At 74.0% G+C, this 19,020-nt stretch carries 18 protein-coding genes; 8 read left to right on the forward strand and 10 right to left on the reverse strand.

The genetic code is table 11. From position 1 onward, the window contains the following. Nucleotides 1–34 precede the first annotated feature (34 nt). A complete protein-coding gene (locus tag SLAV_RS16585) occupies nt 35–805 on the forward strand; it encodes a GntR family transcriptional regulator (protein WP_051841267.1) in 771 nt (256 codons plus the stop codon). A gap of 83 nt (nt 806–888) precedes the next feature. After that, complete coding sequence (locus SLAV_RS16590; protein ID WP_244225242.1) at nt 889–1,287, forward strand: ATP-binding protein; 399 nt, start codon at nt 889–891, stop codon at nt 1,285–1,287. Between the two features lie 94 nt (nt 1,288–1,381). Here SLAV_RS16590 and SLAV_RS16595 read toward each other — a convergent pair whose 3' ends face one another. The 3 genes from SLAV_RS16595 to SLAV_RS16605 all read right to left on the reverse strand — a co-directional run bounded on the left by SLAV_RS16595 (nt 1,382) and on the right by SLAV_RS16605 (nt 5,364). Continuing rightward, a complete protein-coding gene (locus SLAV_RS16595; protein ID WP_030236514.1) occupies nt 1,382–1,879 on the reverse strand; it encodes a peptidylprolyl isomerase in 498 nt (165 codons plus the stop codon). 99 nt (nt 1,880–1,978) lie between these two features. Then, nucleotides 1,979–4,432: a protein serine/threonine kinase AfsK gene (afsK, locus tag SLAV_RS16600; RefSeq protein WP_208754736.1), complete on the reverse strand. Its 2,454-nt coding sequence runs from the start codon at nt 4,430–4,432 to the stop codon at nt 1,979–1,981. A 131-nt stretch (nt 4,433–4,563) separates the two neighbouring features. Beyond that, nucleotides 4,564–5,364 (reverse strand): VOC family protein, encoded by an 801-nt coding sequence (locus SLAV_RS16605; RefSeq protein ID WP_030236519.1) that lies wholly within the window; start codon nt 5,362–5,364, stop codon nt 4,564–4,566. 316 nt (nt 5,365–5,680) lie between these two features. Between SLAV_RS16605 and SLAV_RS16615 the strand changes: the two genes are divergently transcribed. Beyond that, nucleotides 5,681–6,328, forward strand: a complete 648-nt coding sequence (locus tag SLAV_RS16615) for a TetR family transcriptional regulator (protein ID WP_030236522.1) — start codon at nt 5,681–5,683, stop codon at nt 6,326–6,328. A gap of 129 nt (nt 6,329–6,457) precedes the next feature. Here SLAV_RS16615 and SLAV_RS16620 read toward each other — a convergent pair whose 3' ends face one another. Both SLAV_RS16620 and SLAV_RS16625 read right to left on the reverse strand, forming a co-directional pair. Continuing rightward, nucleotides 6,458–6,931, reverse strand: coding sequence for a nitroreductase family deazaflavin-dependent oxidoreductase (locus SLAV_RS16620; RefSeq protein WP_030236531.1), 474 nt, complete (start codon nt 6,929–6,931; stop codon nt 6,458–6,460). Next, complete coding sequence (locus SLAV_RS16625; RefSeq protein WP_030236539.1) at nt 6,931–8,175, reverse strand: acyl-CoA dehydrogenase family protein; 1,245 nt, start codon at nt 8,173–8,175, stop codon at nt 6,931–6,933. Before SLAV_RS16625 ends, SLAV_RS16620 begins: the two co-directional genes overlap by 1 nt. A 148-nt stretch (nt 8,176–8,323) precedes the next feature. On the opposite strand from SLAV_RS16625, the gene SLAV_RS16630 reads away from it, so the two are divergent. Beyond that, nucleotides 8,324–9,544 carry a thiolase C-terminal domain-containing protein gene (locus tag SLAV_RS16630; protein ID WP_051841268.1) on the forward strand — a complete coding sequence of 407 codons (1,221 nt, stop codon included), beginning with the start codon at nt 8,324–8,326 and terminating at the stop codon, nt 9,542–9,544. A gap of 1,065 nt (nt 9,545–10,609) precedes the next feature. Here SLAV_RS16630 and SLAV_RS16635 read toward each other — a convergent pair. Further along, nucleotides 10,610–10,963 carry a hypothetical protein gene (locus SLAV_RS16635; RefSeq protein WP_030241104.1) on the reverse strand — a complete coding sequence of 118 codons (354 nt, stop codon included), beginning with the start codon at nt 10,961–10,963 and terminating at the stop codon, nt 10,610–10,612. Between the two features lie 97 nt (nt 10,964–11,060). Between SLAV_RS16635 and SLAV_RS16640 the strand changes: the two genes are divergently transcribed. Further along, entirely contained in the window at nt 11,061–11,900 is an 840-nt protein-coding gene (locus SLAV_RS16640; RefSeq protein WP_030241106.1) for a PhzF family phenazine biosynthesis protein, read from the forward strand. 39 nt (nt 11,901–11,939) lie between these two features. Here the strand turns inward: SLAV_RS16640 and SLAV_RS16645 are convergent, their stop codons facing one another. Further along, complete coding sequence (locus SLAV_RS16645; protein WP_158741003.1) at nt 11,940–12,515, reverse strand: hypothetical protein; 576 nt, start codon at nt 12,513–12,515, stop codon at nt 11,940–11,942. A gap of 24 nt (nt 12,516–12,539) precedes the next feature. On the opposite strand from SLAV_RS16645, the gene SLAV_RS16650 reads away from it, so the two are divergent. After that, nucleotides 12,540–13,199, forward strand: coding sequence for a pyridoxine/pyridoxamine 5'-phosphate oxidase (locus SLAV_RS16650; RefSeq protein WP_030241110.1), 660 nt, complete (start codon nt 12,540–12,542; stop codon nt 13,197–13,199). Between the two features lie 23 nt (nt 13,200–13,222). Here the strand turns inward: SLAV_RS16650 and SLAV_RS16655 are convergent, their stop codons facing one another. The 3 genes from SLAV_RS16655 to SLAV_RS16665 all read right to left on the reverse strand — a co-directional run bounded on the left by SLAV_RS16655 (nt 13,223) and on the right by SLAV_RS16665 (nt 15,033). Further along, the gene (locus SLAV_RS16655) at nt 13,223–13,636 is read right to left on the reverse strand and encodes a Zn-ribbon domain-containing OB-fold protein (RefSeq protein WP_030241112.1); all 414 of its coding nucleotides are present in this window, start codon (nt 13,634–13,636) and stop codon (nt 13,223–13,225) included. Next, on the reverse strand, nt 13,633–14,085 hold the full coding sequence (locus SLAV_RS16660; protein WP_030241115.1) for a DoxX family membrane protein: 453 nt from the start codon (nt 14,083–14,085) through the stop codon (nt 13,633–13,635). The genes SLAV_RS16655 and SLAV_RS16660 overlap by 4 nt, the downstream gene beginning before the upstream one ends. Before the next feature lie 177 nt (nt 14,086–14,262). Continuing rightward, the gene (locus SLAV_RS16665; RefSeq protein ID WP_030241117.1) at nt 14,263–15,033 is read right to left on the reverse strand and encodes a maleate cis-trans isomerase family protein; all 771 of its coding nucleotides are present in this window, start codon (nt 15,031–15,033) and stop codon (nt 14,263–14,265) included. Nucleotides 15,034–15,202: 169 nt separating this feature from the next. On the opposite strand from SLAV_RS16665, the gene SLAV_RS16670 reads away from it, so the two are divergent. Continuing rightward, on the forward strand, nt 15,203–16,393 hold the full coding sequence (locus SLAV_RS16670) for a flavin-containing monooxygenase (RefSeq protein ID WP_030241119.1): 1,191 nt from the start codon (nt 15,203–15,205) through the stop codon (nt 16,391–16,393). Nucleotides 16,394–16,764: 371 nt separating this feature from the next. After that, complete coding sequence (locus SLAV_RS16675; RefSeq protein WP_030241121.1) at nt 16,765–18,999, forward strand: acetate--CoA ligase family protein; 2,235 nt, start codon at nt 16,765–16,767, stop codon at nt 18,997–18,999. The last annotated feature ends 21 nt before the right edge of the window (nt 19,000–19,020 follow it).

The following is a 19,020-nucleotide window of genomic DNA, read 5'->3' on the forward strand; positions in this document are numbered from 1 at the left end:
TCAACCGGTTGGCCCTTCGCATCGAGGAACGCACATGCCTCTTCTGAAGTACGAACACATCGCGGAAAGCCTGCGACGCAGGGTCGCTGACGGCGAGTTCGGTCCCGGGGACCTCCTCCCGTCCAGCCGTGACCTGTGCGAGCAGTGGGCGGTCTCGCGGGCGACGGCCATCAAGGCCATGGAGGTGTTGCGAGCCGATGGGCTCGTGGTGCCGCACCAGGGCCGCGGATTCGTCGTGACGCAGGCGCCGCTGGCCCGGCCGGCGGGAGGCCGGGGCACGGGAACCAGCCGGCTCCAGGGAGCCGCCCCGTACCGTCGGCTCGGTACGCCGGAGATGCTGGTGCCTCCGTCCCACGTCGCCGATGCCCTCGGTCTGGCGCCGGGCCTGCGGGCTCTGCACCGGGCCCGGCTGATCCTCGCCGAGGACGGCGGGCCGCATTCGCACGTGGCCGCCTGGTTCCCGCCGGAGATCGCGGACGCGTGCCCGCGCCTGCACCAGAACGGGCCGATCGCCGAAGGCACGACGCACTACGTACGCCGCACCACGGGCCGCCTGCCGGTCAGTGGGACCGATACGACATCGGTGCGCCTGGCGACGACCGCGGAGGCGGAACTCCTTCAGGTGAAACGCCCCTGCGCCGTCGCGGTGGTCCTGCACACCGCCCATGACGCAGCCGGAGGGGTCCTGGTCTGCGAGGAAGGCGTCACCCCGGAGGGCCTGTGGGAGCGCACGGACAACTATGCGATGGGCCAGGGGGGGGTGACTGGACCGGTCCACCGGTCCAATCTCTCGATGCACGCATAAACCCCCGCGACCGCGCCAACGGTCCGGGGGCATGGCCAGCGCTTCGAAGGAGCGTCAGCATGGAGAATTTTATCGGTTTACCGGTGGGTCACGTCGAAGTGGTACGACGATGGCGGCGCGAGACGCGGTGCGTACCGCTGGCACGTGCCGAGCTCCGCAAGGCCCTGGCCGCCTGGGGACTCTCCGAGCTGGAGGGGGACGCGCTGCTGGTGGCGTCCGAGCTGCTCACCAACGCGGTTCGGCACGCCGCCACACCCCGGGACCGGGAGATCGAGACCCGGTACGTGCGGCGGAGCGACGGAGTGCGCATCGAGGTCCACGACGCGTGCGCCGGACAGCCGCAGGCCAGGCCGCCGGAGCCCGACGCGGACGGCGGGCGCGGGCTGTTTCTGGTGGAGGCCATCGCCGACCGCTGGGCCGTCGCGGCCCGCGGGGGTCCCGGCAAGCAGGTCTGGGCCGAGCTGTCCGTGAAGGGACGGTGACCTCGACCGGATGCCGGGAGGGCTGCAGCGCTCCCTGAAACGGCGACGGCCCCGGCCCCCGGTGAGGGGGGCGGGGCCGGGCGGGAAGGAGGGGTCAGGCGGCGTCGACGACGCCGGAGGACGCGATCTCGACCTTGCCCTTGGGGGCGCCGGACTGGGAGCCCAGGGCCTCGATCTGGTCGACCAGGGCCTGGCCCTCGACGACCTCGCCGAAGACAACGTGCTTGCCGTCCAGCCACGGGGTGACGACGGTGGTGATGAAGAACTGCGAGCCGTTGGTGTTGCGGCCGGCGTTCGCCATCGACAGCAGGTACGGGCGGTCGTGCTTCAGGTTGAAGTTCTCGTCGGCGAACTTCTCGCCGTAGATGCTCTTGCCACCGGTGCCGTTGTGGTTGGTGAAGTCACCGCCCTGCAGCATGAACTGCGGGATGATGCGGTGGAAGCCGGAGCCGGCGTAGCCGAAGCCGTTCTGGCCGGTGGCCAGCTCGCGGAAGTTGCGCGCGGTCTGCGGGACGACATCGTCGAACAGGTTGAAGACGATGCGGCCGGCCGGGGCGCCGTTGATGTTGATGTCGAAGAAGACGTTGCTCATGGGGTCCATCCTGTCACTCCTGGTGCCGTGCGCTACCTGGAGGGGGGCGGGTCGCCTTACGCGCACCGCGTAAGGCGACCCCGCCGGACCCGCCGGAGCTCAGGAGGACGTACGGGTGCCCGTGCCCTTCGCCGCGTCCAGGGCGTACACGCAGCGGTCCTTGCTGCACGCGTACACCACGCCCGCCTCCGCCACCGGCGCACCGGTGATCTCGCCGCCCGTGGCCAGCTTCCAGCGGAGCTGGCCGCCCGCCGCGTCCAGGGTGTAGAGGCAGTGGTCGGCGGAGCCGAAGTGGACCCGGCCGTCCGCGACCGCCGGGGAGCCGGTGATCTCGCCGCCCGCCGCGAACCGCCACTTCGGGGTGCCGGTGACCGCGTCGAGCGTGTACAGGGCGCTGCCCGCGCCGAGGTGCACGTTGCCCGCCGCGACCAGCACCGGGTCCGCGGCCGGGCGCGGCTCGGTGGCGATGCGCCAGCGGTCCTTGCCGGTGGCGGCGTCCAGGGCGTAGACGGTGCCCAGGTAGTCGGCGAGGTAGACCCCGCCGCCCGTGACGGCGGGGCCGGGGGCGAAGGCCGGGGGCGCCAGGAAGACGGCCGGGGCCTCGAAGTGCCAGCGGACCCGGCCGGAGGCCCGGTCGACGGACAGGACGCGGGTGCCGGCGCTGACGTAGACGTTGCCGTCGGGGGCCGGGGTGACGCGGACGGGGACGTTGCCGCAGGAGGCCGCGTCGCCGACCGGGTAGGACCAGGCCTCCTGGCCGGAGCGGGCGTCGAGGGCGCGCAGCCGGGCGTCCTGCCAGACGTAGACGGTGCCGTCCTTCAGGACGGGGGCCGCCTCCGGGGTCTCGAAGTCGGACTGCGCGCCGGTCAGCTCCCACAGCTTCTGGCCGTTGGAGGCCTCCCAGCCCTGTACGCCGCCGCCGCGCGTGGCGGTGATGACGGTGCCCCGCTCGGCGCGCAGGGCGTACACCCAGGCGTCGGTGGACAGCCGCCACCGCTCGGAGCCGTCGGTGGCGTCGAGCGCGTAGAGGGACGGCCCGTCGGAGGCGTGGATGCGGCCGTCGGCCACGGCCATGGACCAGGCGACGTCGCGCGTCTTGAACTGGCGGCGGCCGCTGCCGACGTCCAGGGCGTGCACCTCGAAGGAGGTGACGTAGAGCAGGTCACCCGCGACGGTGGGGGTGCCCCACACCTCGTTGGACATGCGGAAGCGCCACGGGCGCCAGCGGCCGCTGTCCGGGGACGGTCCGGGGGCCGGGACCGAGGCCGAGGAGACGGGCGCCTGCGCGGCGGCGGCCGGGGTACCGGCCGGCGGGCGGACCCAGCCGGTCGCGGAATCGGCGCCGGTGTGCCCGGCGGCGGAGGCGGCCGTGGCACGCGGGCCGGGCCCGATCGGAACCGGGGAACCGCCGACCAGGACGGGCGCGCCCGGCGCCGAGGAGGCGGCGACCGGGGCCATCGGCGGGCGGTCCGGGCGCGGCGGGAGCGCCTGCCCGGTGCGCGGGTCGACCCACGGGTCGGCGGCGCCGCGCGGCCGGCGGTGCGTGGCCCCCTCGGAAGCCGGCCCGGACTGCGGACCGGAAGCCGGCCCGGACCGCGGAGCCGACCGGGGCCCGGCCGGGGGCTGGGCCGGGACGACCGGCGCGGTGGCGGCCGTACGGTGGCCCGCGCGGCGGGCCTCGATCATCGCGACGGCCCGCTCCGGGAGCCACGCCGAGGCCGTGCCGCTCTCGTCGCCGCCCTCGAAGAGGTGCGGGGCCAGCTGCGCCTGGAGGTCGGCGGGGGTGGGACGCAAGGTGGCGTCCATCTGCATGCAGGAGTCGATGAGCGGCCGCAGCTCGTCGGGGAGGCCCTCCAGGTTGGGGCCCTCGCGCAGCAGCATGAACACCGTCTCGACGGGGTTGGCCCCGTGGTACGGCGGGTGCCCGGTCGCGGCGAAGACGAGGGTGGAGCCGAGGGAGAAGATGTCGCTGGCGCCCTTGACGCTGCGCGAGTCCTTCGCCTGCTCGGGCGACATGTAGGCGGGGGTGCCGACGGCCACGTTCGTCATGGTCAGGCGGGTGTTGGAGACCCCGCTCGCGATACCGAAGTCGATCACGCGCGGGCCGTCCTCGACGACGAGCACGTTGGAGGGCTTCAGGTCGCGGTGGCCCAGGCCCGCGCCGTGGATGGACTGGAGGGCCTCGGCGATGCCGGCCGCGAGCCACCGTACGGCCTGGGCGGGCATGGGCCCGCACTCGTTGACGATCTCCTCCAGGGAGGGCGCCGGGACGTACGCGGTGGCCAGCCACGGGACGGCGGCCCGCGGGTCGGCGTCCACGACGGCGGCCGTGTAGAAGCCGGAGACGGCGCGCGCCGCCTCCACCTCGCGGGTGAAGCGCACCCGGAACAGCTGGTCCTCGGCGAGCTCGGTGCGCACCGTCTTGATGGCCACCCTGCGGCCGGATGCCGACCGTGCGAGATAGACCAGCCCCATGCCGCCGGCGCCGAGCCGTCCCAGCACCTCGAAGGGGCCGATCCGTCTCGGGTCGTGCTGCGTCAGCTGCTCCACCACTCGCCTCCACACCTCCCCGTACGGGTCCCCTGCCGGACCCGCTCCACCTCACCGCGGGCGTGGCCCGCGGTCGCGCATGCCCGATTCTGTCAGGCCCGCGCCCGGTCCGGCCCCGGCTCCCGCCCCCGCCTTCACGCGCCGGTCTTCACCCGGGGCTCCGAGAGCAGTCCGAACACGGCTCCCTGATTGTCGGCGACGACCGCGATCCGCCCGTACGGCGTGTCGAACGGGTCGGCCGTGACGCGTCCGCCGAGCCGCTGGACGGTGGCGACGGACTGGTCGCAGTCGGGGACGGCGAAGTAGGCGAGGAAGTGCGCCGGCATGATCTCCGGGAACGCGTCGGTGATCAGGGTGCGGCCGAGGACGGCGGTGTCGGAGCCAGGGGCGGCGCCGGGCGGGGACCAGACGCGGTAGGCGATGCCGGTCTCGGGGTCGTCCTGGTCCTCGGGGACGTAGCCGAAGACCTTGGCGTAGAAGGCGTCGACGGCGTCCCGGGCCCGGGTGTAGACCTCGGACCAGCAGTACGTGTACGGCTCCTGCTGGGCGTCGAAGCCGTGGTGGGTGCCGGGCTGCCAGAGGCCGAAGACGGCGCCGCCGGGGTCGGCGGCCATCGCGGCGGTGCCGTAGGGGCCCACGGGCTGGGGGTCCATGACCATCTGGCCGCCGGCGGCGCGGATGCGCTGGGCGCAGGCGTAGGCGTCGGTGGTGTACAGGTACACGCCCCAGACGGTGGGCATGCGGCCGTCGGGCTTGGGGGCGAGGGCGGCGACGTTGCGGCCGCGGCTGTAGGCCTGGGTGTAGTGGCCGTACGCGGGTCCCGCGCTGTCGGCGAAGGTCCACCCGAAGAGCTCACCGTAGAACCGCTTGCCCGCCTCGACGTCGGGGAGCGAGGCGTCGACCCAGCAGGGCGAGCCTTCCGCGAATGCGGCCATGGGGCGGATTCCCTTCCGTTGCCGGGATCGTACTGTTTTCGTGCGTATCAGACATGATCCGCACGAAAACTTGTCCACAGCCTGTTGATAAGACTATTCGGGGGATACGCCACGATACGTGTGGACCCGTACGGCCCGCACGCCCGGGTCGGGCCGCCCGCACGCCCGGCCCCGACCGCGGCCGGGGCCGGCCCGCCCCGGCCGGAATTCGCCGTCCGGCGCTCCGCGCGGGCGCTTCCCACCAGGTCGGCGGGTGCGTAACCCCATTTGCAGGCGGCCGAATAGCGCGCCGATCCCCCCTCGGTAAGCTGACGGCATGACAGGACAAGTACGCACCGTCGACGGGCGTGTCGCCGGCCGGCGCGGCCAGGCGACGCGGCAGAAGCTGCTCGACTGCCTCAGTGAGATGCTCAGCTCCTCGCCGTACCGTGACGTCAAAGTGATCGACGTCGCCCGCAAGGCCGGCACCTCCCCCGCGACCTTCTACCAGTACTTCCCGGACGTCGAAGGCGCCGTCCTGGAGATCGCCGAGGAAATGGCCACGGAGGGCGCGCAGTTGACCGCGCTCGTCGAGGGCCGCAACTGGGTCGGCAAGGCCGGCTGGGCGACCGCCGAGGAACTCGTCGAGGGATTCCTGGAGTTCTGGCGGCGCAACGACGCCATCCTGCGGGTGGTCGACCTGGGCGCGGCCGAGGGCGACAAGCGGTTCTACAAGATCCGCATGAAGATCCTGAACTCCGTCACCAACTCCCTCACGGAGTCGATGAAGGAACTCCAGGCCAAGGGCAAGGTCGACAAGGACCTCAGCCCGGCGGCCATGGCGGGATCACTGGTCGCGATGCTGGCCGCGGTCGCCTCGCACCAGAAGGGTTTCCAGACCTGGGGCGTCAAGCAGGCCGAACTCAAGCCCAACCTGGCACTGCTCGTGCACCTGGGCATCACCGGGAAGAAGCCCACCAAGTGACGGCGGACCCTCACCGAGGGTCCGCCGGCCTTGCCCGCCCGTCCGCCACTTCCGCCACGTCCGCGATCAGCGCCGCCCGCGCCGCTGTCGCCGTCAGCTCCGTCAGCGCCGCCAGCGCCGTCAGCGCCGTCAGCGCCGCTCCAGACGGAACAGCCTGATCTCGCGCTCGATGCGCGCCTGGTACGTCGCATACGGCGGCCAGAACCTCAGCACCGCCTGCCACGCCGCCGCGCGCTCGGCCCCCTCCAGCAGCCGCGCCCGTACGGCGATGTCCCGCCCCTGCCAGTTCACGTCCGCGTCCGGATGCTTGAGCAGGTTCCCGGTCCAGGCCGGGTGGCCGGGGCGGCCGAAGTTGGAGCCGATCAGCAGCCAGCTCACGCCTCCGTCCTCCGGCATGCACGCGAGCGGTGTGGTCCGCGGTTCACCCGTCTTCGCACCCTTCGCGGTGAGGATCACCCCGGGCAGCATCCGGGCGCTGAGCAGGACCTTTCCACGGGTCAGGCGGTGCACCGCCTTGTCCATGGCGGGGATGAAGTGGGGTGCGATCCTCGCGAACAGGAGGGTGGAGGAGACCTTCTGGATCAACTTGACGCCGGGAGCCATCAGACGGCCGCCTTCTCGTTGCCGGTCGTGCCGGAGGTCGGGGTGAAGAGCCCGGACCGCTGCGCGGCGTGGGCGCGGAGCCGGTGGACGGGGCCGAAGAGCAGGTCGTCGGCCGCCGCCCGCTTGAAGTACAGGTGGGCGTCGTGCTCCCAGGTGAACCCGATGCCGCCGTGCAACTGGACCGCCTCGCCCGCCGTGGCCCGCAGGGCCTCCAGGGCCTGGGCCAGGGCCAGTGCGCCCTGGTCCGGGTCCCAGGCGGCGTAGTAGGCGGCGGAACGCGCCGCCTGGATCTGTACGTAGAGGTCGGCGAGGCGGTGCTTGACCGCCTGGAAGGAGCCGATGGCCCGGCCGAACTGCTCGCGCCGGCAGACGTGCTCGACCGTACGGGCCAGCGCCCGGTCCGCCGCACCGACCGCCTCGGCGGCCAGGACGGCGGCGGCGGTGCGCCCGGTCGCGGCGAGGGCGGGCAGCGGATCGGCGCCTTCCGCGCCGAGCGGTTCCGCGGGTACGTCGCGCAGTTGGACCCGGCCCTGGGGGCGGGTCTCGTCGAGGGTGGGCTGCCGGGTGCGTACGAGACCGGGCGCATCCGCCCGCACCAGGAACAGCAGGGTCCGGCTGCGGGCGAAGCCTCCGGCGTGCGCGGCGACGAGGAGCAGGTCGGCGCTGTGGCCGTCGAGCACCTGCGCGACCTCTCCGTAGAGCCGCCAGGCGGGAGCCCCTGCGGGGTCGCCGCCGACGGGTTCGCTCCCGGCCGAACCGCTCCCGGCGGCGCGGGCCTGGACCCCGCCCGCGCGGCCCCCGCCCGCCCAGTCGCCGGGGGCGTTCTCGCCGGTCAGGCCGAGGGCGGTGGCCAGGGCGGGGCCCGGGACCGCGAGCGCCGCCGTCCACTCCCCCGCGGCGAGCGGGGGCAGCAGTGCGGCGCGCTGGGCGGCGGTGCCGAGGGCCGCGATCAGCGGAACGGCGAGCGCGGCGGTGGCGAGCAGGGGGGAGGGCAGCAGGGCGCGGCCGGTCTCCTCGCAGGCCAGGGCCAGGTCGGCGGGGGTGCAGCCGACGCCGCCGTACTCCTCGGCGACGGCGACGCCCGGCAGGCCGAGCTCCCGGGCGAGCCGCTGCCACAGCTCCCGGTCGTGCCCGGTGTCGGTCCGGGCGGCGGCCTTGACCTCGTCGGGGCCGCAGCGTTTGCCCAGGATCTCGCGCAGGGTGCGGCGCATCTCGTCCTGCTCCGCGGTGAAGGCGGCGTCCATCGTCGGGCTCCTCCCGGGGGCACCTCCCGGCGGTGGCCGGGAGGCGAATCTGACGGGGCGTCATGTTAGGCCGCCGGAACCCAGATGCACAGGGGTCGGGCGGCACGCGGTCTAGCATCTGACGTACCGTCAGATGTACCGTCCCCCCATGCCTGGACCCACACCCGGACCCGCCTCCGGCCCCCTGTCCCACGCACCCGAACCCCGCCCCCGCCGCCGGGTCGCGGTGGCGGGCGTCGCGCTCTCGGAATGCGGCCGGGTCGACGGCCCGACCCCCTACGCCCTGCACGCACAGGCGGCCCGGCGGGCCCTGGCCGACTCCGGCCTGGACCGCTCCGTCATCGACGGCTTCGCCTCGGCCGGCCTGGGCACCCTCGCACCCGTCGAGGTGGCCGAGTACCTGGGCCTGCGCCCCACCTGGGTGGACTCCACCTCGGTCGGCGGCTCGACCTGGGAGGTCATGGCCGCCCACGCGGCCGACGCCATCGCGGCGGGGCACGCCAACGCCGTACTGCTGGTCTACGGATCCACCGCCCGCGCCGACATCAAGGCCCGCCGCCGCACCTCGAACCTCTCCTTCGGCGCCCGGGGGCCCCTCCAGTTCGAGGTCCCTTACGGCCACACGCTGATCTCCAAGTACGCGATGGCCGCGCGCCGCCACATGCACGAGTACGGGACGACGCTGGAGCAGCTCGCCTCGGTGGCCGTCCAGGCCCGCGCGAACGCGGCCACCAACCCGGACGCGATGTTCCGCGCGCCGCTGACCGTGGACGAGGTCCTCTCCTCGGAGATGATCGCCGACCCCTTCACCAAGCTGCACTGCTGCATCCGCTCGGACGGCGGCTGCGCGGTCCTCCTGGTGGCCCAGGACCTGGTGCCCGACACGGCGAAGACCCCGGTGTGGGTGCTGGGCACGGGCACCTCCGTCTCGCACACCACGATGTCGGAGTGGGCGGACTTCACCGTCTCCCCGGCCGCCGTCTCGGGCCGGCTGGCCTTCGAACGCGCCGGCCTGACCCCGGCGGACGTGGACCTGGCGGAGATCTACGACGCCTTCACGTACATGACCCTGGTGACCCTGGAGGACCTCGGCTTCTGCGCGAAGGGTGAGGGCGGGGCCTACGTGGAGAAGGGCCGCCTGCTGCGGGAGGGCGAGCTCCCCGTCAACACGGACGGGGGCGGCCTGTCGGCCTGCCACCCGGGGATGCGCGGCCTGTTCCTGCTGGTCGAGGCCGTACGCCAACTCCGCGGCGAAGCGGGCCCGGGCCAGGTCACCAAACGGGACGGCCACCTCCCCGAGGTGGCCCTGGCCTCGGGCACGGGAGGCTGGTTCTGCTCCTCGGGAACGGTGATCCTGGGGCGGGGGTAGGGGCGGGCGGGGCGGGGGCGGGGTCGGGGGGCGGCGGCGCACCCTTGGCCGGGATCAGGGAAGGGCTGGGGGCGTCCCGCCAGTCCACTGTCCTTCCGTGCCGCGCCGGCCCGTCAAGGGCGCTCCTTCGTCGCGTCGCTTCGCGATGGCCTTCGGCCACCCTTGACAGACCGACCCGTCCCGGAATGCCAAAGACTGTCGGGAAGCCCCCAGGGAAACGGCCGGGAGGAAGAGTGGACGTGCGGGTGTCTCAGGGATGCCCATGCCGACCCGCCTGGGTGGACCCGAGATGCGGCCCCACTTCCATCAGATTCCGGGCCGGGGGCCGCCAGACCACCCCAAACGGCGACCGAATCGACCAACCGCTCCCTCCCGGCCCCTGCGCGTCAGATCGCTACGCGCTTCACTCGGCATGGCGTCTGCCGCCCGCCTGGGGCTGGACATAAGCCGCCAAAGACGAGCAATTGTCCCGCTTGTCGGGCGGCTGACGGCCGCCTGGGGCCTTTCCTGTTCCCCTGAGGACTCTTGTCGGACTCTGCGGACGACAAAGTCGTCCGCAGAGTCCGAGAGACGCGACCAGAGCCCCTTCGGGGCCCATCCAGCACCCCAAAAAGGACAAACGACCCGCGCTCGCGTGAGGGACAGAGACTCTCGGCCGTGGGCGGCTTATGTCCAGCCCCAGACGGCCGCCGGACGCCATGCCGAGAGAAGCGCGTAGCGACCCGACGCGCCCTGGGGCCCGCAGGACGCCCTGGTCGTCCTGTCGGGCGGTCTGGGCCGGCCCTGGCCTCGGGCCGATGCCCATTCGGGGCCGGAATGCGGGACCGGGCGAAGACGGGTCTCGCATCACTGAGCCACCCGCCCCTCCCTCACTTCCCCCGTGACCGTTCTTTTGGGGGTTTCCCGGCAGTCTTTGGCATTCCGTGGCGGGACGGGCTGTCAAGGGTGGCCGAAGGCCATCGCGAAGCGACGCGACCGAAGGGAGCGCCCTTGACAGCCCGGCCCGACGCGGAAGGACGATGAGACTGACGGGAAACCCCCAAACCCTCCCTGACACGGACCAGGTCAAGTCCCGCCGTCTCCCGACCCCGCCCCCGACCCCGCCCCCGCCCCCGCCGGTAGCCCCAAATCGAAGCCGCAGATCTCCATCCCGGCGAACGACTCACGCTCCCGGTCCGGCTGGAGCCACACCCCCGGCGCCACGTCGCCGTCGAAGTGGATCCAGGTGCTGCCCGCCCGGCCCTCGGGAGCAGTCCGGAGGTGGACGCAGGCCGGGCTGCACCTGGACCACCCGTGCAGGCGCAGCCCCGCCAGGGAGCGGGCCAGAGCGGGCTCGCCCTCGGCGACCAGTGCCGCGTCCAGGAACGACACCAGCGCGGGATGGACGTCCACGAGCAGCGGCGGTTCGATCTCGCTCACCCGCCCAGGTTAGCCACCCCGGCCACCCGCCCGACCGGGTACACGCACGGGTACACGCACCTTTGACGCCCCATGGCCGTACGTCTACGTTCGGGGAATGGATCTCTTGCGCTACGTCGCCTTCAGCACCGACCCGCGGGGCGGGAACCCCGCGGGTGTGGTGCTGGACGCCACCGGCCTCGACGAGGCGACGATGGCCGCCACCGCGGCGGAAGTCGGCTACTCGGAGACGGCGTTCGTCGTGCCGCGCCAGGACGGCGCCTTCGACATCCGCTACTTCAGCCCGAAGAACGAGGTGCCCTTCTGCGGGCACGCCACCATCGCCACCGCCGTCGCCCACGCCCGCCTGCACGGCGCCGGTGACCTGCTGCTGCACACCCAGGCGGGCCCGGTCCCGGTGACCACCTCGGTGGGCCCGGACGGCGCCGTCACGGCCACGCTGGTGAGCGTGGAGCCCCGTACGGAGGCCCTCGCGGAGGCCGACCTGGCCGAGCTGCTGGCCGCGCTGCGCTGGTCCCCCGCCGATCTCGACCCGGCCCTGCCGCCGCGGGCGGCGTACGCCGGTGCATGGCATCCGGTGATCGCGGCGGCGAGCCGGGAGCGGCTCGCGGACCTCGACTACGACCGGGCCGCGCTCGCCGATCTGATGGCGCGCCGGGACTGGACCACGATCACCCTCGTGCGGCGCGAGTCGGAGTCGGTCTTCCACGCCCGCAACCCCTTCCCGCCCGGCGGCGTGGTCGAGGACCCGGCGACGGGCGCGGCGGCCGCGGCCCTCGGCGGCTACCTGCGCGCCCTCGGCCTGATCGGCACCCCGGCCCGCCTGACCGTCCACCAGGGCGCGGACATGGGCCGCCCGAGCCTGATCACGGTCGGCGTACCGGCAGACCCCGCAGCGGGCATCGAGGTCACGGGCACGGCGGTCCCGATCGCCTGACGGAATGCCGGCCCCCGGCGCAGGCCCCCGCCCGTCCCGCTACCAGGTCAGGCGGTCCAGGGGGCGGCCGTCGGGGGTGATGCGCAGGTCGTGGTGGGTGTGGTCGAGGTCGATCAGTCTGATGTGGGACGCGTCCGTCCAGCCGGCTTCCAGGACGCCCCGGGGGTAGCCGGCGGCGTACTCGGCGACGGGGTGGCGGCGGGTGTTCGGGAAGCGGCCGGAGTCCACGTAGATCCGCCAGACCGGGTCGCCCAGGCCCAGGCCCCGTTCCACGACGAGGCGTCGGCCGGACCCGTCGGGGGCGGGGACGTCCCACTCGCGGTCCGGGAAGGGGTCGGCGACCACCGCGTAGGCGGGGACGGCGAGCACGCCCAGGACGGCCGCCCCGGCCAGCGCGAGCCCCGCGCCCTTGCGGACGGCGGCCCGGCGGGAGGCGAGCAGGGCCGCTCCGGCGAGGAGGACGGCGGCCAGGCAGGCGAGCAGGACGGGGTGGTTCAGCTCGGCCAGCAGGGCCAGGCCCCCGGGCCGGTCGAAGAAGGGGACGGCGGCCGCCGCGGCGCCGGCCGTCACGGCGAGGGCCAGCAGCCCCCGCGCCACAACTCTGTGCATGTCCATGGCCGGGCACCCTAGCCTGGGCGCATGACCAGCGACTTCCACAGCACCCTGCACTCCCTGCGGGTGTGGGACACCGAGCTCCCCGGCTTCGACCCCGAGGCCGCTCCCGACGGGCCGCTGGCCCTGTTCCGGGAGTGGTTCGTCCAGGCCGCCCGGTCCGGGCAGACCGAGCCGCACACCATGAGCCTGGCGACCGTGGACGCAGAGGGGCGGCCCGACGTCCGGATCCTGATGCTGCACGACGCCGACGAGCGCGGCTGGCACTTCGCCTCGCACGCCACCAGCGCCAAGGGGCGCCAGCTGGCGGAGCACCCGCAGGCGGCGCTGTGCTTCTACTGGCCCGCGGTGGGCCGGCAGGTCCGGATCCGGGGGCGGGTCGTCGCGTGCGGGCCCGAGGAGAGCCGGGCGGACCTGGCGGTGCGCTCGCGCGGGGCGCTCGCGGCCGCGCTGACCGGGCGGCAGAGCGAGGTACTGGGCTCGGCCGGGGAGCTGGCGCGGGCCTCGGCGGCGGCGTGGGAGCGGGCCGGGACCGAACCGGACGCGCCCGCGCCGACCTGGACCCGGTACGTGCTCGATCCCGCCGAGGCGGAGTTCTTCCAGGGGGACGCAGCCCGGCGCCACGTCCGCCTGCGCTACTGGCGCGCGGCCGGCGGGGCGTGGGAGCGCGAACTGCTCTGGCCGTAGGGCCCCTGCCCCGCGCGGCGGGTTCAGGCCGCGCGGAAGACGGCCACGCGGACCCCGTCCGACGCCTCCCGGAAGGTGACCTCCAGGGGCATGCCGATGCGGAGGCCGTCGTGCGGGCAGTCGACGACCTCCGTCATCATCCGGGGTCCCTCCGCGAGGTCGACGACGGCGGCCACGTACGGGACGCGCTCGCCGAAGGGCGGGAGGTCGTTGCGGTGGACCACCGACCAGGTGTAGAGGCTCGCCCGGCCGCTCGCCTCCTCCCACGCGACCCGGTCCTCTCCGGCCCAGCAGAAGGGGCAGAACTCGCGCGGGTAGTGGTGGGCCCGCCCGCAGTCGGCGCAGCGGCGCAGCAGGAGCCGGTCGGCCGCGGCGGCGTCCCAGTAGGGGCGGGTGAACTCGTCCGGCTCCGGGAGGTCGTGGCGCGGGGTGCTCACAGGAGGATTCCGATCGTCGCGTCGAGGGACCAGGTCTGCCAGGCCATGGCGAAGAGGGCGACGAGGGAGATGAGCGCCATCATCGCGTTCTGGCCCTGCTCGGCCCAGTCGTGGATCATCAGCACCAGGTAGAGCAGGTTCAGCAGCAGTCCGCCGATCAGGGCCACCGGGGTCAGGAAGCCGAGGACCAGGCCGAGTCCCAGGGCGAGTTCGGCGTAGACGACGACGTACGCCATCAGTTTCGGGCGGGGCCGGACGACCTTGTCGAAGCCGCTGCGCACGAAGGGCCAGCGGTGCTTTCCGGCGACGTCGGCGGCCCAGGCGATGCCGGTGCCGCGCTCGAACCAGCCCTTCTTGTCCTTGTGGCGCCAGCTCTCCAGCCACCACAGGCCGAGTCCGATGCGCAGCACGGCGAGCCACTCGGCGCCGCTGAGCCAGATGGTCTGCATCCCTCACCCACCCACTCGACCCACTGATCTGACGGTACGTCAGTTCAGCGGATCGGCGGCGATCCCGCAAGGGGGGCCGCACGGGGGGCCGCGCCCCGGGGCCGGCGGGCCGGGCGCGGCGGCGGGCTCAGGGGGTGGGCTCAGGGGGCGGGCTCAGGGGCGGCCTCATGGGCGGGCTCAGGGGTGGGCGAACAGCCGCCCGTACCCGGCGACACCGCCCGTCTCCGCGCCCGCCGCGCGCAGCGCGGCCCACAGCAGGACCTGGTTCGCGCTCAGGACCGGCCGGCCGAGGGTGGCCTCCAGGGCCCCGATCGCCCCGACGGCGCGGAAGCCGTTGCCGCCGATCACCAGCGCCTCGGCGGCGTCGGGCACGCGTGGCGCCACCCAGTCGTGCAGGGCCGCGGGCCCGATCAGTGTCTGGCCGCTGGGGAGGCCGCACGGGGCGGCGTACGCGACCTCGAACCCGCAGTCCTCGTAGTAGCCGCGCCCCAGGTCGCTGAGGGTGTCGTCGAACCACGGCGGGTCCACGAGGGCGATCCGCCCGGCCCCCAGCACCCGCAGGGCCTCGACCGCGGCGGCGCAGGTGGCGACCACCGGCAGCCCGTGGGCCCGCTCCCCCAGCCGGGCCAGCATGTGGCCCTCGCCGCGCGGCCCGATGACGTAGGCGGAGGAGGTGAAGGCGAAGGCGATCGCCGCCACCGGCGCCGCGGCGAGCAGCGCGGCGGCCTCGTCCACGCCCGGGGGCTCGGCGAAGGCGCGTACGGGGGCCAGCGGGAGGACCGGGTCCATCGCACCCCCGCGGCCCATCGCGGCGAACGGCACCCGGGCGGTGTGCAGGCCCACGTCGGGCGGGGCCATGGCGCGCAGCTCCGACTCGGGGCCGACGTCGGCGTGCGGGGTGAGGATTCCGAGGCGGACGCGTACGTCCCACCCGTCGGGCTGCCACATCGCGCGTTCCTCTCGGGGACGGGCCGGGGCCCTCCACTGTGGCAGCGCGGCGGCCCGGCGGTCGCGCAGCAACGCCGGGAGGGGCGCTGCGACGGCCGTGATCGATCCGCAATCGATTCCCTCCTCGTCCGAGACCCATCAACGCTGTGTGTCGATACGATCACTGCTCATGTCCGAGCCCGACCTGACCACCACCGAACCCCGCCCCGTGTACGTGATCGGCGCGGGCCCGGGCGGCCTCGCCGTCGCCGCCGCGCTGCGCGCCCGGGGGGTGCGCGCGGTGGTCGTCGAGAAGTCCGGCTCCGTCGGCGCCTCCTGGCGGGGGCACTACGAGCGGCTGCACCTGCACACCACCCGGCGCCTGTCGGCCCTGCCCGGACTGGCGATACCGAGGCGGTTCGGGCGCTGGGTCGCCCGGGCGGACGTGGTGCGCTACCTGGAGAAGTACGCGGAGTTCCACGCCCTGGAGATGGTCACGGGCGTGGAGGTGACCCGGATCGAGCGGGCCGCCGACGGGGAGGGCTGGACCCTGCACGCCTCGGGCGGGCGGATGCTGGCCGCGGGGGCCGTGGTCGTGGCCACCGGTTTCAACCACACGCCGGCGCTCCCCGACTGGCCGGGCCGCGCGGGGTACACGGGGCGGCTGCTGCACGCGGCCGCCTACCGGGAGCCGGGGCCGTACGCCGGGCAGGACGTGCTCGTCGTCGGGGCCGGCAACACGGGCGCCGAGATTGCCGTGGACCTGGTGGAGGGCGGGGCCGCGCGGGTGCGGCTGGCGGTGCGCACCGTCCCGCACATCGTGCGCCGCTCGACGGCCGGGTGGCCGGCGCAGCGCACGGGGATCCTCGTACGGAGGCTGCCGGTGCGGTTCGTGGACCGGCTGGGGGCGCTGGTCGCGCGGGCCTCGGTCCCGGACCTGTCGGCGTACGGGCTGCCGCGGCCCCCGGCCGGCCTGTACAGCAGGGTGCGGCAGGGGGCGATCCCGGTGCAGGACGTGGGCCTGATCGAGGCGGTGCGCCGGGGCCGGGTGGAGCCGGTGGCGGCCGTCGCCTCCTTCGACGGGGACGCGGTGGTGCTGGCGGACGGTACGCGGATCACCCCGGACGCGGTGATCGCGGCGACCGGTTACCGGCGGGCCCTGGAGGGCCTGGTGGGCCACCTCGGCGTCCTGGACGAGCGCGGCCGCCCCCTCGTCCACGGCCCCCGCACCCCGGCGCGGGCCCCCGGCCTGTACTTCACCGGGTTCACCAACCCCATCAGCGGGATGCTCCGCGAGCTCGCCCGGGACGCGGAACGGATCGCGAAGGCCCTGTCCCGGCGAGAGCGCCGGACCCGCTCCCGCACGGGGCCCCGCCCCTAGGCCGTCTCTTCCGGATCTTGCCTTCGTCGACAGGGGCTTCCCGCCGGGCGGGGTCAGCCGAGGAGTTCCGCCAGGCCGCCCAGGACGAGCACGCACCCGCACAGGCCGATCACCGTGCCGAAGAGCCGGAAGAGGCGGGCCGACATGCGCCGCTCGGGCTCGCGGACGGCGGGGCGGTCCGGGCCGGCGGGGCCAGGCCGAAAGGGGTCTGGACCGGCCCGGGGCGGTTCTGCCACCGTTCAGGCACACACACAGCACCTCCACCACCTTTCCTGCGCATCCCTGTTCCTGACGGCGCGTCAGTTCAGTAATCTGACTACGCGTCAGCTATGGATTTCATCGAGGTTCATCGAGCAGGAGCGGGCGGAACGATGCTTGGATCTACTCACGGCACCCTCACCACCGACTTCCGCGCACGTGTCGAGGCCTGCGGGGAGACCCCCAGGACGGCCGTCCACTCCACGGCGGCGCCGGCCGACGGGGACGCGGCCGAGCTGGACGTCAGCGGACGGCCCCTGCACTCCGATGTGCCCGACCTGGACCGGTTCTTCCGGCCCGAGTCCGTGGCGGTCATCGGCGCCTCCGACGCCGACGGCAGACCCAACACCGGCATCACGCGGCAGCTCATCGCCTGGGCCGGGCGCGTCGGGGCCCGCATCCACCCCGTGCACCCCACCCGCGCCACCGTCTTCGGGCTGCCCTGCCACGCCTCCGTGGCCGACCTCCCCGAACAGGTGGACCTCGCCGTCCTGCTCGTCTCGGACCCGGTCCCCGTCATCGAGCAACTCGCCGACACCAAGGTGAAGTTCGCGGTGGCCTTCGCCTCCGGCTTCGCCGAAACCGGCGCCGCGGGAGCAGCCGCCCAGGCCCGCCTGACGACCGCCGTCCAGCGCTCCGGCCTGCGCCTGCTGGGCCCGAACACCAACCTCAACGCCTTCGAGGAGTTCCGCGAGGACCTCGACGGCCCCGCCATCGCCCTCATCACCCAGTCCGGCCACCAGGGCCGCCCCGTCTACACCCTCCAGGAGCTCGGCATCCGCCTCTCCCACTGGGCGCCGACGGGCAACGAGGCCGACCTGGAGACCTCCGACTTCATCTCGTACTTCGCCGAACAGCCCGAGATCGGGGCCATCGCCTGCTACGTCGAGGGCCTCAAGGACGGCCGCCAGTTCCTCCTCGCCGCCGACCGGGCCGCCCGCAACGGGGTACCCGTCGTCGCCGTCAAGGTCGGCCGCACCGAGACCGGCGCCCGTACGGCCGCCTCCCACACCGGCAAGCTCACCGGGGCCGACACCGTCGTGGACGCCGCCATGCGGCAGTTCGGCGTGATCCGCGTCGACGGACTCGACGAGCTCCAGGACACCGCCGCCCTCCTCGCCCGGGCCCGCCCGCCCCGCGCCGACGGGGTCGTCGTCTACTCCATCTCCGGCGGCACCGGCGCCCACTTCTCCGACCTCGCCACCGAGGCGGGCCTCACCCTGCCCACCCTCTCCGCGGCCAAGCAGCAGGAACTCCACCAGTGGATCCCCGACTACCTGGGCGTGGCCAACCCCGTCGACAACGGCGGCCACCCCGTCGGCGACTGGCGCGGCCGCAAGATCATCGACGCGATCCTCGCCGACCCCTCCGTAGGCGTCCTGATCTGTCCGATCACCGGCCCCTTCCCGCCGATGAGCGACAAGCTCGCCCAGGACCTGGTGGACGCGGCGGAAGCCACCGACAAACTCGTCTGCGTCATCTGGGGCTCCCCCGTCGGCACCGAGGAGGCCTACCGCACCACCCTGCTCGGCTCCTCCCGCGTGGCCACCTTCCGCACCTTCGGCAACTGCATCACCGCCGTCCGCGCCTACCTCGGCCACCACCGCTTCACCGCCTCCTACCGCTCCCCCTTCGACGACGCCCCCCGTACCCCCTCCCCGTCCTTCCGCAAGGCCCAGGCCCTGATGCGGCCCGGCCAGCAGCTCAGCGAACACGCGGCCAAGCAGCTCCTGCGGGCCTACGGGATCCGGGTCCCCCGCGAGCAGCTCGTCACCAGCGCGGCGGCGGCCGTCCGGGCCGCCGGCCTGGTCGGCTACCCCGTGGTCATGAAGGCCTCGGGCCCCCAGCTGGGCCACAAGACCGAACTGGGCCTGGTCAAGATCGGCCTCACCTCGGCGAGCCAGATCCGCGACGCGTACCGGGAACTCACCGACATCGCCCGCTACGAGAACATCCCGCTGGACGGGATCCTCGTCTGCCAGATGGTCGAACGGGGCGTCGAGATGGTCGTCGGCGTCACCCAGGACGACCTCTTCGGCCCCACCGTCACCGTCGGCCTCGGGGGCGTCCTGGTGGAGGTACTGCACGACGCCGCCGTCCGCGTACCGCCCTTCGGGGAGGACCAGGCCCGCCACATGCTGACCGAGCTGCGCGGCCACCCGCTCCTGGAGGGGGTCAGGGGCGCACCCCCGGCGGACGTGGACGCGCTGGTGGAGGTCATCCTCCGGGTCCAGCGGATGGCGCTGGAACTGGGTGACGTCCTGTCCGAGCTGGACATCAACCCCCTGATGGTGCTTCCCCGGGGGCAGGGGGCGGTGGCTCTGGACGCCCTCGCCATCTGCCGCTGACCTGGCCGGTCGCTCCCCGGA

Origin of the sequence: Streptomyces lavendulae subsp. lavendulae (assembly GCF_002803845.1) — a bacterium.
Taxonomy (GTDB): Bacteria; Actinomycetota; Actinomycetes; order Streptomycetales; family Streptomycetaceae; genus Streptomyces; species Streptomyces lavendulae.

Coding starts and splice junctions, on each gene's coding strand:
- SLAV_RS16650 (WP_030241110.1), top strand. CDS start 12,540: ATGACCAGCGACTTCCACAGCACCCTGCACTCCCTGCGGGTGTGGGAC.
- SLAV_RS16670 (WP_030241119.1), top strand. CDS start 15,203: ATGTCCGAGCCCGACCTGACCACCACCGAACCCCGCCCCGTGTACGTG.
- SLAV_RS16605 (WP_030236519.1), bottom strand. CDS start 5,364: ATGGCCGCATTCGCGGAAGGCTCGCCCTGCTGGGTCGACGCCTCGCTC.
- SLAV_RS16585 (WP_051841267.1), top strand. CDS start 35: ATGCCTCTTCTGAAGTACGAACACATCGCGGAAAGCCTGCGACGCAGG.
- SLAV_RS16665 (WP_030241117.1), bottom strand. CDS start 15,033: ATGTGGCAGCCCGACGGGTGGGACGTACGCGTCCGCCTCGGAATCCTC.
- SLAV_RS16640 (WP_030241106.1), top strand. CDS start 11,061: ATGGATCTCTTGCGCTACGTCGCCTTCAGCACCGACCCGCGGGGCGGG.
- SLAV_RS16645 (WP_158741003.1), bottom strand. CDS start 12,515: ATGGACATGCACAGAGTTGTGGCGCGGGGGCTGCTGGCCCTCGCCGTG.
- SLAV_RS16595 (WP_030236514.1), bottom strand. CDS start 1,879: ATGAGCAACGTCTTCTTCGACATCAACATCAACGGCGCCCCGGCCGGC.
- SLAV_RS16630 (WP_051841268.1), top strand. CDS start 8,324: ATGCCTGGACCCACACCCGGACCCGCCTCCGGCCCCCTGTCCCACGCA.
- SLAV_RS16620 (WP_030236531.1), bottom strand. CDS start 6,931: ATGGCTCCCGGCGTCAAGTTGATCCAGAAGGTCTCCTCCACCCTCCTG.
- SLAV_RS16615 (WP_030236522.1), top strand. CDS start 5,681: ATGACAGGACAAGTACGCACCGTCGACGGGCGTGTCGCCGGCCGGCGC.
- SLAV_RS16675 (WP_030241121.1), top strand. CDS start 16,765: ATGCTTGGATCTACTCACGGCACCCTCACCACCGACTTCCGCGCACGT.
- SLAV_RS16660 (WP_030241115.1), bottom strand. CDS start 14,085: ATGCAGACCATCTGGCTCAGCGGCGCCGAGTGGCTCGCCGTGCTGCGC.
- SLAV_RS16625 (WP_030236539.1), bottom strand. CDS start 8,175: ATGGACGCCGCCTTCACCGCGGAGCAGGACGAGATGCGCCGCACCCTG.